The organism is Erythrobacter sp. W302b (assembly GCF_046452395.1).
Taxonomy (GTDB): Bacteria; Pseudomonadota; Alphaproteobacteria; order Sphingomonadales; family Sphingomonadaceae; genus Erythrobacter.
The window spans coordinates 1,039,472-1,053,392 of sequence record NZ_JBKFDH010000001.1 but is presented as its reverse complement, the minus strand read 5'-3'; the positions used below and the strand labels follow the sequence as shown (position 1 = coordinate 1,053,392).

Sequence of the window (13,921 nt, the reverse complement as noted above, 5' to 3'; positions counted from 1 at the left end):
TCTCATTCCTCCCTCAGATCGCATTGCATATAGACCGTATCGAGCAGCTGCCCGAATTTCTTGCCGACATTGCGCATCCGCCCGGCGTGGACAAAGCCGCACTTGGCGTGGAGCGCCACCGAGGCCGGTTCACCCCCGCCGATCACCGCGATCATCTGCTCGAAACCACGCGCGCGCGCGGCATCAACCAGAGCGGCGAGCAAGGCCGAACCCACCCCGCCCCCGCGCGCCGTATCGGCAACATAGATGCTGTCCTCGCAGGTGTGCGCATAGGCGGCGCGGTCGCGGAACTGGGTGGCGTAGCAATAGCCAAGCACCGCCCCGTCCCGCTCGGCGACAAGAAAGGGCCAGCCGCGCGCGGTGACGGCCGCAATCTTCTCTCCCCACGCCGCCACATCGGGCGCATCCATATCGAAGGTCGCCGTGCTGTGCGCGACGTGAAAGGCGTAGATGTCGCAAACGGCCTGCGCATCGCTCGTGAGCGCAGGCCGGATGGTCAGGTCAGCCAAGCGTGTAGTCCGCAAAGCGGTCGCGCAGGTCCTTCTTGCTGATCTTGCCGGTCGCGGTGTGGGGAATGTCGTCGACGAATTCGACCGCATCCGGCAACCACCACTTGGCGATCAGCGGCTTCAGGTGGTCGATGATGTCCTCGCCCGTCACCTCGGCCCCCGCCTTCTTCACCACGAAGAGCACCGGGCGCTCGTCCCACTTGGGGTGGGGAATGCCGATGCAGGCGGCTTCCGCAACAGCGGGGTGCCCGCACGCGGCGTTCTCAAGCTCGACCGAGCTGATCCACTCCCCGCCCGATTTGATCACGTCCTTGGTGCGGTCGGTCAGCTGCAAAGTGCCGTCGGGGTGGAGGATGCCGACATCGCCGGTATCGAACCAGCCGTCATTGCCGACTGCGTCCTGCTCTGCCTTGAAGTAGCGCTTGATCACCCACGGCCCGCGGATCTGGAGCGCGCCCGAGGTCTTGCCATCGCGCGGCAGCTCGGTCGCCATGTCGGAGAGATCGACCGTGCGCAGCTGGACGCCGAAGATCGGGCGGCCCTGCATCGCGGTTTTCTCGACCTTCTGTTCCAGCGTCAGGCTGTCCCAGTCCCATGTCGGCCCGCCCACGGTGCCGATCGGGCTAGTTTCGGTCATGCCCCAGGCGTGCTGCACGCGGGTGCCGTTCTTCATCAGCCGCTCGATCATGAACTTGGGCGCGGCCGATCCGCCGATGGTGGCGGCCTTCAAGGGCGGCAGATCGAGGCCGTTGGCGTCGCAATACTGGAAATGCGCGAGCCACACGGTCGGCACGCCCGCGCTGTCCGTCACGCCTTCGCGCAGCATCAGATCGTGGAGCACCGCCGGGTCATTGACCGCCGAGAACACGAACTTGATCCCTGCCATCGCGCCCGCATAGGGCAGGCCCCAGCTCGCCGCGTGGAACATCGGCACCACCGGCAGCATCACCGAAGCCGAACTGAAATTGAACGCCGCCGGTTGCAACCCGCTCATCGCGTGCAGCACGGTCGAGCGGTGCTCGTATTGCACGCCCTTGGGATTGCCCGTCGTGCCGCTGGTGTAGCAGATCATGCACGGATCGGTCTCGGGTCCGGTGACCCATTCGAAATCGCCGTCCTCGGCGCCGATCCAGTCCTCGAAAGACGGGGCGCTCGCACCGCTATCGTAGCAGATGTAATGCTCGACGGTGGTCCAGCGCTCTCGCATCCGGTCGACGATCGGCTGGAACGCCGCGTCATAGCACAGCACCCGGTCTTCGGCGTGGTTGACGATATATTCGAGCTGGTCGTCGAACAGGCGCGGGTTCACGGTGTGGAGCACCCCGCCCATCCCGGCCACGCCATACCAGCTGACCAGGTGGCGCGAATGATTCATCGCGAGGCTCGCGACCTTGTCGCCGGGCTTGAGGCCGAGGCGCTGGAGCGCTTGCGCCATCTTCAGCGCGTCAGCGCGAATGCCTGCCCAGTTGGTGCGTGTCTCGCTGCCATCGGCCCAGCGGCTGGCGATCTCGCGTTCCGGTGCCTCACGCGCAGCGTGATCGATCACCGCGGTCACCCGCATGGTCCAGTCCTGCATTGCCCCGAGCCTGGTTCCGGCCATTGTCTGTCTCTCTCCCATAGTGATTGCGTTTGGCCGCACGGAAGCGGCATCGGCTGTGTTCATGCCTTCGCTTCCAGGCCTTGGCAATCGGTTCGCCCAATCGCTGACACGTTTCGTCCCGATGTCATGAAACATTCCGACCATCGCGACACTATCCCCCACGCCGCTCACAAATCCCGTGTGTCACAACCGTGGCACAGAGCGGTGCCAATTACCCCCGGGCATCCCTTTTCGAGAGATTAGAACAATGAAAAAGACTGCATTTCTCATGGCAGGCGCTGCGATGATCGTCACCGCGCCCGCATTGGCACGTGAAGGCCAGGCCTATATCGGCATCAATGGCGGCGTCAGCTTCGACGATCAGGTCGATGTCGACATCGACGCTGGCAACGACACCTACAACAACGCGGCCTTTGCCGACACCAATCTCGGCATCGATGGCGATGTCGTGATCGGTTACGATTTCGGCGCGTTCCGCCTCGAAGCCGAAGGCGGCTACAAGCGGGCGGGCTATGAAGGCCTGACCGTGGTCAATTCGGCGATCCTGCCGGGCGGCCTGACCGTACCTTCGGGCACTCGGGTGCAGAATTCGCGCGATCTCGAAATCTACAGCGGCATGGTCAATGCGCTGGTCGAATTCGGCAAGGATGACGGCTTCCAGGTCTTCGGCGGCGGCGGCGTTGGTATCGCCAACCTGAAGCTCCCGGTCGAAGTGGCTGGCGTTGGCACCGTGATTGATGACAGCGCGACCGATTTCGCCTGGCAGCTGCTGGCGGGCGCGCGTCTCGCGGTCACCGACAATGTCGATCTGGGCGTGAAGTACCGTTACTTCGTCGCCGACAACTTCGATTTGCAGGCCGCCAATGGCCGCGATCTGCGCGCGGATTACTCGGCGCACTCGGTGCTCGCGAGCCTGACCTACAACTTCGGCGGTCGCCCCGCACCGGCTCCGGTCGCGGCCCCGCCGCCGCCGCCGCCGGTAACCGCACCCCCGCCGCCGCCGGCTCCGGTCGCTCCCCCGCCGCCGCCCAAGCCTGCGTGCAACACCGGCCCCTACATCGTGTTCTTCGATTTCGACCGTTCGGACATCTCGCCCGAAGCATCGACCATCCTCAACAACGCGGTGACCGCCTATGCCAATTGCGGCAACGCCCGCGTGATGCTGGCCGGTCACACCGACAAGGCCGGGAGCGCGCAGTACAACATGGGCCTCGCCCAGCGGCGCAATGAAGCCGTGCGCAGCTACATGACCGGTCGCGGCGTGCCGTCGGGTCAGATTTCGGGCGAAGCCTTTGGCGAAAGCCAGCCGCGCGTGCCGACCGCCGATGGCGTGCGCGAAGCGCAGAACCGCCGCGTCGAAGTGACCTACGGCCCGGGTTCGGGGATGTAATCGTCACTCCGTCTGACGGAAAAATGAAGGGGGGGCGGAGCGATCCGCCCCCTTTTTCGCGACCGCTCAGGCGACCAGCCGCAGGTTCCCGCGCTTCTTGAGCGGCACCAGCGCGACCTTGGCGATGCCGTCAACGGCCGCCAGCCTCTCGGCCAGCTCGCCAGTCAGCACGAAATGGCTGCCGAGCCGCATCTGCACCTGATCGCCGTCGGCCAGCTTTAACCGCACCAGCACTTCGCCGGATCCAGTCGGACGCTCACCCTGAGCCGCGGCAAGCTCGATCTGGAGTTCGCAAAGGGCTTCGACCGAGGCGATATCGGCGGAAAGCTCCATCGCCGTCGCCCCGATGACCGCTGCCAGCGGGCGCGCGCCGCGCACGGTAAGGCGGGGCGGCTCGTCCGGGCTGGGCGCGTCCAGCTCGACGGTCAGCAGCAGGCATTCGCCATCCGCCGCCCAGCGTTCAAATTGCGGCACCAGCGCCTCTTCGAAACAGGCCGCCGAAAACTGCCCCGAGCTATCGGAGAAATCCGCCCGCACAAAGGTGCCGCCCTTGCGGGTGCGCGCCTTGGTGATGCCTTCGACCATCACCGCCATCACCGCCGACCCGCGCCCGCCCGCAGGCGCGCCCGCTTCCATCAGGCTCTGATAGGTGCGCGCGCCATTGGCCGAGGCGACATCGCGGAACTGCTGCACCGGGTGAGCCGAGAAATAGAACCCGAAATTCTCGCGTTCCTTCGCCATGCGGTCGGTGCGCGACCACGGCTCGCACGGCTGGAGGCGCAGATCCTCCGCCGGCCCTGCATCCCCGCCGAACAGCCCGACCTGCCCGCTTGAGCGTTCCCGGATCGCGGCATCGGCGACCGCCATCAGCAGATCGGCATTGGCAAACAGCAGCGCGCGATTAGGCTCCAGCCCGTCAAACGCGCCCGCGCAGATCAGCCCTTCCAGCTGGCGGCGGTTCATCGTGCCCTGCGGCAGGCGTTCGAACAGGTCCTTGAGGCTGGCGAAAGGCCCATTCGCCCCGCGCTCGGCCACGATCGCATCCATCGCCTTTTCGCCGACATTGCGGATCCCTGCGAGGGCATAGCGCACCGCGTAGCCCGTATCGGTCTGCTCAACGGTAAATTCGGCCTCCGAGGCATTGATGCAGGGCGCCAGCACCTCGACCCCGCCCTGCCCGTTGGGGTAGCGGCGCGCGTCATCGACGAAGACGTTGAGCTTTTCCGATTGGTGCATGTCGAAGCACATCGAGGCGGCGAAGAACTCCTCGGGGTAATGCGCCTTCAGCCACGCGGTCTGGTAGGCGAGCAGGGCATAGGCGGCGGCGTGCGACTTGTTGAAGCCGTAGCCCGCAAACTTGTCGATCAAGTCGAACAGCTCATTGGCGCGCTTGGGTTCGATGTTAGAGTTGGCCTTGCAGCCCTCGACAAAGCGCCCGCGCTGGGCGTCCATTTCCGCCTGCACCTTCTTGCCCATCGCGCGGCGCAGCAGGTCCGCGTCGCCGAGCGAATAGCCCGCGAGCACCTGCGCGGCCTGCATCACCTGTTCCTGATAGACGAAGATCCCGTAGGTTTCGGCAAGGATGCCCTCGAGCTTGGGGTGCGGATATTCGATCGGCACCACGCCCGCCTTGCGCTGGCCGAACAGCGGGATGTTGTCCATGGGCCCCGGACGGTAAAGCGAGACGAGCGCGATGATGTCGCCGAAATTGGTAGGCTTCACCGCCTTGAGCGTGCGGCGCATCCCCTCCGATTCCAACTGGAACACCCCCACGGTGTTGCCCGCCTGCATGAGGTGGTAGACCTGTGCGTCGTCCAAGGGCAGCGCGCCGAGATCGATGGCGATGCCGCGCTTTTCCAGCAGGTCGACGGCCTTGCGCAGCACGGACAGCGTCTTCAGCCCGAGGAAGTCGAACTTCACCAGACCGGAGCTTTCGACATATTTCATGTCGAACTGCGTCACCGGCATGTCCGAGCGCGGATCGCGGTACAGCGGCACCAGCTTGGCGAGCGGCCGGTCGCCGATCACCACGCCCGCCGCGTGGGTCGAGGAATTGCGCGGCAGGCCTTCCAGCTGCATCGCAAGGTCGACGAGGCGCTTCACTTCCTTGTCGTTGTCATACTCGCGCTTGAAATCCGCCGCCCCGTTCAAGGAGCGCGGCAGGGTCCACGGGTCGGTCGGATGGTTGGGTACCATCTTGCAGAGGCGGTCGACCTGCCCGTAGCTCATCTGGAGAATGCGCCCGCAATCGCGCAGCACCGCGCGGGCCTTCAGCTTGCCGAAGGTGATGATCTGGGCAACGTGGTCGCTGCCATATTTCTGCTGGACGTAGCGGATCACCTCGCCGCGCCGCGTTTCGCAGAAGTCGATATCGAAGTCGGGCATCGAGACGCGTTCGGGGTTGAGGAAGCGCTCGAACAGCAGGCCGAGCTTGATCGGATCGAGATCGGTGATGGTCAGCGCCCACGCCACCGCCGAGCCCGCCCCCGAGCCGCGCCCCGGGCCCACCGGGATGCCCTGTTCCTTGGCCCACTTGATGAAATCGGCCACGATCAGGAAGTAGCCGGGAAAGCCCATCTTCACGATCACGTCGATCTCGAATTCGAGGCGGCGCTTGTATTCCAGCACCTCGTCCCAGACACCGTTCGTCCTGAGCTTGTCGAAGGCCTGTTGTTGTTCTTCGAGCGCTTCGGCAGACGGCAAAAGCAGGGCTTCGACAAGCTCAGGCCGAACGGCTTCCGGGTAGTAGGGCGCAAGCCGTTCGACCAATCCCAGCCGCGAATCTTCCGCCAGCATCCGCGCCTCGCCCGAGAGGTCGCCCGCGAGGCTGGGGAGGATCGGCTTGCGATAGGGCGGCGCAAAGGCGCAGCGCTGGGCGATCACCAGCGTGTTGGCGGTCGCTTCGGGGAGGTCGGCGAAGGCCTCCTCCATCATCGCCGCCGATTTTACGAAGGCCTGCGGGTTGGAGCGCGGGCGATCATCCGCGTCGATCTGGGTCGAATTCGCGATGCACAGCATGGCGTCATGCGCCTTGTGCATGTGAGGTTCGGCGAAGTTGGCGGGATTGGTCGCGACCAACGGCAGGTCGCGCGCATAGGCGAGGTCGATCAGCGCATCCTCGGCCCGTTCGCACACCGGATCGCCGTGACGCGCGAGTTCGATATAGAGCCGCCCCGGAAACAGCGCTTCGAGCCGATCGGCAAGGCGCGCGGCGGCCTCATGCTGCCCCTCGGCCAGCAGCCGCGTCACCCCGCCCTCACCCGCGCCGGTCAGCGCGATCAGGCCCGCGGTGCGGCCCTCAAGGTCGGCAAGCGTGACGTGCGGATCGCGCTCCAGCGGCCGGTCGAGATGCGCGGAGGAGACCAGATAGCACAGGTTGTCATAGCCCGCGTCGTCCTGCGCAAACAGCGGCAGGTAATCGACCCCGCCGCGCTCATCATCGCGCGCCACGCCCAGCATCGCGCCGATGATCGGCTGCACGCCTTCGCTCTTGCAGGCAGCGGCGAAGGCCATGATCCCGTAAAGCCCGTTGCGATCGCAGATGGCGATGGCGGGATAGCCGCGCTCCTTTGCCAGCTTGGCAATGTCCTTGGGATCGATCGCCCCTTCGAGCATCGAGTAGGACGAAAGCACGCGCAGAGGAACGAAGGGGGCGAAGGGCATCACGCGAATATGCGGGTCAGCCACAGATTCGCCAAGGCGGGACAGCAGGCTTTTCCGGCATCTCGTCATTGCGAGCCGAAGGCGAAGCAATCCATGACCAGACCGTAGGTCCAAGCGGGGACCTCCGGTTCATGGATTGCCGCGTCGCTGCGCTCCTCGCAATGACGATGACGGGTCTAAAGCAGCGCTTCGATGTCCTTGGCGATCTTCTCCGGCGCGTCGGTCGGGCCGTAGCGCTTCACCACCATGCCATCCCGGCCGATCAGGAACTTGGTGAAGTTCCACTTGATCGAAGTCGAGCCCATCAGCCCCTTGGCCGAGGTCTTCATCCAATCATACAGCGGCGAGGCCTTGGCACCGTTGACGTCAATCTTGGCCATCAGCGGGAAGGTGACGCCGAAATTGACCTTGCAGAACTGCTCGATCTCATCGGCATTGCCGGGTTCCTGACCGCCGAACTGGTTGCAGGGGAAGCCCAGCACTTCAAAGCCCCGGTCCTTGTATTGCTGGAACAGCTTTTCCAGCCCGTCATACTGCGGGGTGAAGCCGCATTTGCTCGCGGTGTTGACCACCAGCAGCACCGTGCCGAGCTTGTCCTTGAGGTCGAGGGGCTCACCCCGATTGGTGGTGACGGTAAAGTCGGCAATCGTCGTCATATCCGTGATCCCCTGTTCATGCGTTTAAACGAGCACACCTTCCTTGAGGCGCACCACCCGGTCCATTTTCGCCGCGAGGCGTTCGTTGTGCGTCGCCACCAGCGCCGCGCTGCCCTCACCCCGCACCAGATCGAGGAATTGGGCGAGAACGGTTTCCGAGGTGTGTTCGTCAAGGTTGCCGGTCGGCTCGTCCGCCAGCACCAGCGTCGGCCGGTTGGCGAGCGCGCGGGCGACGGCGACGCGCTGTTGCTCCCCGCCGGAAAGCTGACTGGGGCGATGAGTCAGGCGCTGGCCAAGGCCGAGGCTGGCGAGCAGGCTGTCGGCCCGCGCCTCCGCCTCCGCCCGCGCCACGCCGAGGATCATCTGCGGCATCACCACATTCTCGCGCGCATTGAAATCGGGCAGCAAGTGGTGGAACTGGTACACGAAGCCGAGATGCTCGCGCCTCAGCCGGGTGCGCTGATCGCTGCCGAGGTCTTCGGCACGTTCGCCCGCCACGCTGATCGAGCCTTCGAACCCGCCCTCGAGCAGCCCGACCGCTTGCAGCATGGTCGATTTGCCCGAGCCGGACGGCCCCAGCAGAGCGACGATCTCTCCCGGCATGATGTCGAGATCGACCCCGCGCAGCACCTCGATCCGCTGCCCGCCCTGTTCGAAGGCGCGCTTCAATCCGCGCAAGGACACGATGGGTGCCCCGGTGATGAGAGGGCTACTCATAACGCAGCACCTGTACCGGATCGGTATTGGCCGCCTTGAGCGCGGGATAGAGCGTCGCCAGGAAGCTCATCCCCAGCGCCAGCATCACAATGCCGAAGACTTCCCACGGATCGGTCCGCGAAGGCAGGGTGGAGAGGAACCGCACCTGCGGGTCCCAGATTTCCTGCCCGGTGGCAAAGGCGACGAAATCGACAATCGGCTCGCGGAAGAACAGGATGATCGCACCGAGCGCCAGACCTGTCATCGTCCCGATCGCGCCAACCGTGGTGCCGGTCGTCACGAAAATCTTGAGCATCGAACGCCGCGTCGCGCCCATCGTACGCATGATCGCAATGTCGCGGGTCTTGGCGCGCACCAGCATGACGAGGCTGGAAAGAATGTTGAACGCGGCGACCAAAACCATGAACGACAGCGCAAAGAACATCGCCACGCGTTCAACCTGCAAGGCTTCGAACAGAGCCGCATTCATCGATTTCCAGTCGGCGATCACGGCCTTGCCGGTCAGCCGCGCAGAGACAGGCGCGAGGATTTCGCCGACCTTGTCCGGGTCATCCACCGTCACCTCGATCTGCGCGACGGAGTCGCCCATCAGCAGCAATTGCTGCGCGTCCTTCAACGGCAGCATCACGAACTTTTCGTCGAAGGTGTAGATCCCGACCTCGAAGATCGCGCCGACTTCGTAGCCGACTTGCCGGATCGATGTGCCGAAGGGCGTGGTCCGGCCCGCCGGATTGATGATGGTGATGACGTCGCCAACCCGGATGCCGAGGTTCTGTGCCAGACGGCTGCCGATCGCGACCCGGCCCATGCCGTCCTGCCCAGGCTCGGCCAGACTGCGGATGTCGCCCAGCAGCACCTTCTCGCCCAAAGCGGCAATATCCTTGTCGGACTGGCCGCGCAGGAAGATCGCCTCGACCCGCCCGCCAAAGCTGGTGAGCAGAGGCCGCTCGATCAGCGGGGAAACTTCAACCACGCCCGGCGTCTTCTCGATATCGGCCATGACAGCGCGCCAGTCATTGAGCTTGCCATCATAGCCCTGCACCACGGCATGGCCGTTCAGCCCCACGATCTTGTCGAGCAATTCGCCGCGAAAGCCGTTCATCACGCTCATCACGACCACCAGCAGCGCGACCGACAGCGCCACCACGCCGACCGATATGCCGGCGACAAGCGCAATGAACGCCTCCGCCTTGCCGGGCCAGAGGTAGCGCTTGGCGATCATCCATTCGAAGGGGGAGAGCATGAGAGGTGCGGGTTGCCCGTTATTGGCTGAACCCTGCCTGTAGAGCGCATGCCTGCTCGCGGCAATCCAATGTTATAGCCTGTCCCCGAGCCTGCCTGTCACACGCCGGTCAGCAAAAAGCCGGGGCAGATGGGCGTGCTTTGACTTGTAATTGATCCGTCACATCGCCATTGGAGCCTTGCGCCGCGGCAGCATGGTTCGCGGACAGGTCTGGTGATGCCGATGACGCCCCTCAATGTGACTCACCCCTTCCTTGATAGCGATGGCGACAAGCTGCGCGAGGAATGCGGAATCTTCGGCGCGATCCGCGCCAATGATGCGGCGGCGACGACCGCGCTGGGGCTCCACGCGCTCCAGCATCGCGGGCAGGAAGCGGCCGGCATCGTCAGCTTTGACGGCAAGGAATTCTTCGCCAGACGCGGGCTGGGCCATGTTGCCGAGAATTTCTCCTCTTCCGAGGCGATAGCGGCGCTCCCCGGCCATATGGCCGCGGGCCATGTGCGCTATTCGACCACCGGCGGATCGGGCCTGCGCAACGTCCAGCCGCTCTATGCCGATCTGGCAAGCGGCGGCTTCGCCGTAGCCCATAACGGCAATATCTCGAACGCGATGATGCTGCGCGCCGATCTGGTGAACAAGGGTTCGATCTTCCAGTCGACCTCCGACACCGAGGTGATCATCCACCTCGTCGCCACGTCGCGCTATCCCACCATTGCCGATCGGCTGGTCGATGCGCTGCGGCTGGTCGAGGGCGCCTATGCCCTGATCGTGATGACGCCCGAGGGCATGATTGCCTGCCGCGACCCGCTCGGCATCCGTCCGCTGGTGATGGGCCGTATGGGCGACGCGATCCTGTTCGCGTCGGAAACCGTCGCCTTCGATGTCGTGGGTGCCGAAGTGATCCGCGAGATTGAGCCCGGCGAGCTGGTGCTGGTCGATTTCGCCGGAGAGATCCGCTCGGTGCGCCCCTTCGGCAGCCCGGCCCCGCGCCCCTGCATCTTCGAACACGTCTATTTCAGCCGCCCCGATTCTGTTTTCGCGGGACGCTCGGTTTACGAAGCGCGCAAGGCGATCGGGATGCAGCTCGCGCTCGAATCCCCGTGCGAGGCCGATCTGGTGGTGCCGGTGCCGGACAGCGGCGTTCCGGCAGCCATCGGCTTTGCGCAGGAATCAGGCCTGCCGTTCGAACTCGGAATCATCCGCTCACACTATGTGGGGCGGACCTTCATCCAGCCATCGGACGGCGCGCGCCATTCGAGCGTGAAGCGCAAGCACAACGCCAACCGCGCGCTGGTCGAAGGCAAGCGCATCGTGCTGATCGACGATTCCATCGTCCGCGGTACGACCTCGATGAAGATCGTCGAAATGATGCGCGAAGCGGGTGCCAAGGAAGTCCATTTCCGCGTCGCCAGCCCGCCGACGGCGCATTCCTGCTTCTACGGGGTCGATACCCCCGAACGCTCCAAGCTGCTGGCCGCGCGCATGGAGCTCGAACCGATGCGCGAATTCATCAAGGCCGACAGCCTCGCCTTCATTTCGATCGACGGGCTCTACCGCGCGGTCGGATCGCAGGCGCGCAACACCACCTGCCCGCAATTCTGCGACGCCTGCTTTACCGGCGACTATCCCACGTCGCTGACCGACCTCGCGCTTGCCGAACAGAAGAGCGCCGAACTTCCCTTTGCTGATCCCAAGGCTGCCTGATCCATCATGACCGATACTGCCAAGCCGCTTTCCGGCCGCACCGCGCTTGTCACCGGCGCCAGCCGCGGGATCGGTGCCGCCACCGCCAAGGCGCTGGCCCACGCCGGCGCGCACGTCATTCTGGTGGCGCGCAAGGTCAAGGCGCTGGAAGCGGTCGAGGACGAGATCCACGCCTTTGGTGGCACGTCGACCATTGCACCGATCGACCTGACCGAGCCTGACGCCGTCACCCGCCTCGCCGCGGCAATTGCAGGGCGTTGGCAGACGCTCGACATCATGGTGCTGGCGGCGGCCTACCTGCCCGAATTGACGCCGACCTCACAGATCGAACCCAAGCCGTTCAATCAGGCACTGCTGACCAATGTGGTGGCGACCCAGGCGCTGCTCGCCGGGTTCGATCCGCTGCTGCGCCGCGCCGAAGCGGGCCGGATCATCGGCCTCACCAGCAGCGTGGCCGCCACGCCGCGCCCCTATTGGGGCGCTTATGGCGCGACCAAGGCGGCATTCGAGAATCTGCTCGAAACCTATGCCGCCGAAGTCGAGCGCCTCAGCCCCCTCCGGGTCGCGATTGTCGATCCGGGCGCCACCCGCACCGAAATGCGCGCGCGCGCCTATCCGGGCGAAGACCCTGCAACGGTCAAGGCCCCCGAAGTGGTGGCCGACCGGTTGGTGGCGTTGCTGGTAGAAGGCTTTGATGACCTCCACCGTGAACGGATCGGCTAAACCCAAGTCTGCTTACGCCCGCGTTAACCATGTGCTGAAACCCGCGCTTTACGATCGCTGGGGCACACTCCTGCGCGGACCACATCGCCCGGAGAGACCTCAGCTTTCAGTACAAGGCTCAAGCAATGCCCCTGAGTTCAGATCCCTACAGCTCCGCAGCGCAGGAAGATCGGTGCAGTCCGCGCACGCGGCTGACGATCCCGGCGACCCTGCGCGCCTCGGGCGGACGTGCGTTCCAAAGCGTGGTGCATGATCTGTCGATCTCCGGCTTTTCGGCCGCGTCGATCAACCGGATGCACGAAGGCCAGATTTGCTGGCTGACGCTGCCCGGCCTCGAATCGCTTCAGGCCGAAGTCGTGTGGTGGGACAACTGCATCGTCGGCTGCGCCTTCAGCGAACTGCTCAGCCCGATCGTCCACGACAACATCCTGCAACGCTACAGCAACGTCGGCGTCTATCGCCAGATGATCTGAGGCTGGCGCAGGCGCTTACTTCGCCTCTGCCGCGACCTTCCGGCTGAGATCGAGGAGCTGCCCGCGCTCCGGCCCGCCGCTGGCCGTGGCCCAGTTGCCGACATAGGCGAAGACCACGCGCTTGTCGGGGAAGATCGTGATTCCCTGACCGAAGATGCCCTGCGCGCCGAACGTGCCCTGCGGATAGGTCCACCACTGGTAGCCATAGCCGAAACCGCTGTCCCCGAAATCGACCGCGCTGTCCGTCGCCTCGGCGAACCAGCCTTCGGGCAACACGCCCTTGCCGCCTTCCAGCACGAACTGGCCCATGCGGGCATAGTCGCCGAGCGTGAGCGACAGACAGCACCCGCCGATATTCCCGCCGCGTGGATCGACCATCCAGAACAGCCCGCCGGCAAACCCGGCCGGCTCGGTGATCTTGGCCCGCGCATATTCGGCCAGCGGCTCACCCACGGCATTTTCGACGAGTACACCAATCAGGTTTGTCTCGCCGGTCTTGTAGACCCACTTCGCGCCAGGTTCGGCCTCGCGCGGCAGCGCCTTCATCTGCGCCACGATCGCCTCCGGGCCGTATTCGACCACGAAACGGTTCGTCTGGGCGACATCGGACATGGGATCGGTGTAGTCCTCGTTCCACTTCACGCCGCTGGTCATGGTGGCGAGCTGACGGACGGTCACGCCCTCATAGGCCGAACCCTTGAGGCCGGGGATGTACTGCGTCACCGGATTATCGAGGCTGGTGATAAACCCGTCCTTCACCGCCGCGCCGAGGAGGGTTGAGGTGAAGCTCTTGGCGACCGAAAAGCTGGTCCAGCGGTCGGTCGGCTTCAGGCCGAGGCCATATTCCTCGTGCACCACCTTGCCATCGACGAGCACCATCACCCCGGCGGTGTTGGTCGCCTGCATCAGACCGGTGATCTCGGCCTGCAAGCCAGGGCTGAGCGGCGTGCCCTTGGGCAGCGCGCGCGGGGTCTTGGCGGCGGGGACTTCGTGCCCGGCGAACCATTGCTCCATCGCACGGAAACGCTCCGAGCGCTGGCTGTCATTCCAGAACAGCACGGCCAGATCCGAAGGATCGCGCGTGGGCGGCTGAGTCAGCCTTACGGCGGCGGCGGCGGGGCCCGTGGCTACCGCAGGCGCAGTGCCAGAGCTTGCCGCACATGCACCCAGCAGCGCTGCCAGCGCCAGACCCGAAACCACCCCTGCCAATCGCCGATCTGCGCGCATCATGCCATCCTCCCGT

11 protein-coding genes are annotated in these 13,921 nt (G+C 65.0%); 4 read left to right on the top strand and 7 right to left on the bottom strand.

Annotated elements, in window-relative coordinates; genetic code table 11:
* Window positions 1-2 precede the first annotated feature (2 nt).
* Together ACLBKT_RS05135 and ACLBKT_RS05130 are read right to left on the bottom strand one after the other, a co-directional pair.
* Window positions 3-509, bottom strand: coding sequence for an N-acetyltransferase family protein (locus ACLBKT_RS05135; protein WP_410181880.1), 507 nt, complete (start codon window positions 507-509; stop codon window positions 3-5).
* Complete coding sequence (locus ACLBKT_RS05130; RefSeq protein WP_410181879.1) at window positions 502-2,109, bottom strand: long-chain fatty acid--CoA ligase; 1,608 nt, start codon at window positions 2,107-2,109, stop codon at window positions 502-504. Before ACLBKT_RS05130 ends, ACLBKT_RS05135 begins: the two co-directional genes overlap by 8 nt.
* A gap of 247 nt (window positions 2,110-2,356) precedes the next feature.
* On the opposite strand from ACLBKT_RS05130, the gene ACLBKT_RS05125 reads away from it, so the two are divergent.
* Window positions 2,357-3,499 (top strand): OmpA family protein, encoded by a 1,143-nt coding sequence (locus tag ACLBKT_RS05125; RefSeq protein ID WP_410181878.1) that lies wholly within the window; start codon window positions 2,357-2,359, stop codon window positions 3,497-3,499.
* A 66-nt stretch (window positions 3,500-3,565) separates the two neighbouring features.
* On the opposite strand, the gene dnaE is transcribed toward ACLBKT_RS05125, so the two are convergent.
* The 4 genes from dnaE to ACLBKT_RS05105 all read right to left on the bottom strand — a co-directional run bounded on the left by dnaE (window position 3,566) and on the right by ACLBKT_RS05105 (window position 9,778).
* Window positions 3,566-7,162 (bottom strand): DNA polymerase III subunit alpha, encoded by a 3,597-nt coding sequence (dnaE, locus tag ACLBKT_RS05120; protein WP_410181877.1) that lies wholly within the window; start codon window positions 7,160-7,162, stop codon window positions 3,566-3,568.
* 176 nt (window positions 7,163-7,338) lie between these two features.
* Window positions 7,339-7,818: a glutathione peroxidase gene (locus ACLBKT_RS05115; RefSeq protein WP_410181876.1), complete on the bottom strand. Its 480-nt coding sequence runs from the start codon at window positions 7,816-7,818 to the stop codon at window positions 7,339-7,341.
* 24 nt (window positions 7,819-7,842) lie between these two features.
* Entirely contained in the window at window positions 7,843-8,535 is a 693-nt protein-coding gene (locus ACLBKT_RS05110) for an ABC transporter ATP-binding protein (RefSeq protein WP_410181875.1), read from the bottom strand.
* Window positions 8,528-9,778 carry a lipoprotein-releasing ABC transporter permease subunit gene (locus ACLBKT_RS05105; protein WP_410181874.1) on the bottom strand — a complete coding sequence of 417 codons (1,251 nt, stop codon included), beginning with the start codon at window positions 9,776-9,778 and terminating at the stop codon, window positions 8,528-8,530. The genes ACLBKT_RS05110 and ACLBKT_RS05105 overlap by 8 nt, the downstream gene beginning before the upstream one ends.
* Window positions 9,779-9,994: 216 nt before the next feature.
* On the opposite strand from ACLBKT_RS05105, the gene purF reads away from it, so the two are divergent.
* From purF to ACLBKT_RS05090, 3 genes are all read left to right on the top strand, one after another.
* Window positions 9,995-11,482 carry an amidophosphoribosyltransferase gene (purF, locus tag ACLBKT_RS05100; protein ID WP_410181873.1) on the top strand — a complete coding sequence of 496 codons (1,488 nt, stop codon included), beginning with the start codon at window positions 9,995-9,997 and terminating at the stop codon, window positions 11,480-11,482.
* A 6-nt stretch (window positions 11,483-11,488) separates the two neighbouring features.
* Window positions 11,489-12,205 carry an SDR family NAD(P)-dependent oxidoreductase gene (locus ACLBKT_RS05095; protein ID WP_410181872.1) on the top strand — a complete coding sequence of 239 codons (717 nt, stop codon included), beginning with the start codon at window positions 11,489-11,491 and terminating at the stop codon, window positions 12,203-12,205.
* A 125-nt stretch (window positions 12,206-12,330) separates the two neighbouring features.
* Window positions 12,331-12,678, top strand: coding sequence for a PilZ domain-containing protein (locus ACLBKT_RS05090; RefSeq protein WP_410181871.1), 348 nt, complete (start codon window positions 12,331-12,333; stop codon window positions 12,676-12,678).
* A 15-nt stretch (window positions 12,679-12,693) separates the two neighbouring features.
* Here the strand turns inward: ACLBKT_RS05090 and ACLBKT_RS05085 are convergent, their stop codons facing one another.
* Window positions 12,694-13,908 carry a serine hydrolase domain-containing protein gene (locus ACLBKT_RS05085; protein ID WP_410181870.1) on the bottom strand — a complete coding sequence of 405 codons (1,215 nt, stop codon included), beginning with the start codon at window positions 13,906-13,908 and terminating at the stop codon, window positions 12,694-12,696.
* Window positions 13,909-13,921: the final 13 nt, after the last annotated feature.

Excerpts from the sequence above, each read along its gene's own strand:
- ACLBKT_RS05130 (WP_410181879.1), bottom strand. The coding sequence starts at position 2,109 with ATGGCCGGAACCAGGCTCGGGGCAATGCAGGACTGGACCATGCGGGTG.
- ACLBKT_RS05125 (WP_410181878.1), top strand. The coding sequence starts at position 2,357 with ATGAAAAAGACTGCATTTCTCATGGCAGGCGCTGCGATGATCGTCACC.
- dnaE (WP_410181877.1), bottom strand. The coding sequence starts at position 7,162 with ATGCCCTTCGCCCCCTTCGTTCCTCTGCGCGTGCTTTCGTCCTACTCG.
- ACLBKT_RS05115 (WP_410181876.1), bottom strand. The coding sequence starts at position 7,818 with ATGACGACGATTGCCGACTTTACCGTCACCACCAATCGGGGTGAGCCC.
- ACLBKT_RS05110 (WP_410181875.1), bottom strand. The coding sequence starts at position 8,535 with ATGAGTAGCCCTCTCATCACCGGGGCACCCATCGTGTCCTTGCGCGGA.
- ACLBKT_RS05105 (WP_410181874.1), bottom strand. The coding sequence starts at position 9,778 with ATGCTCTCCCCCTTCGAATGGATGATCGCCAAGCGCTACCTCTGGCCC.
- purF (WP_410181873.1), top strand. The coding sequence starts at position 9,995 with ATGCCGATGACGCCCCTCAATGTGACTCACCCCTTCCTTGATAGCGAT.
- ACLBKT_RS05095 (WP_410181872.1), top strand. The coding sequence starts at position 11,489 with ATGACCGATACTGCCAAGCCGCTTTCCGGCCGCACCGCGCTTGTCACC.
- ACLBKT_RS05090 (WP_410181871.1), top strand. The coding sequence starts at position 12,331 with ATGCCCCTGAGTTCAGATCCCTACAGCTCCGCAGCGCAGGAAGATCGG.
- ACLBKT_RS05085 (WP_410181870.1), bottom strand. The coding sequence starts at position 13,908 with ATGATGCGCGCAGATCGGCGATTGGCAGGGGTGGTTTCGGGTCTGGCG.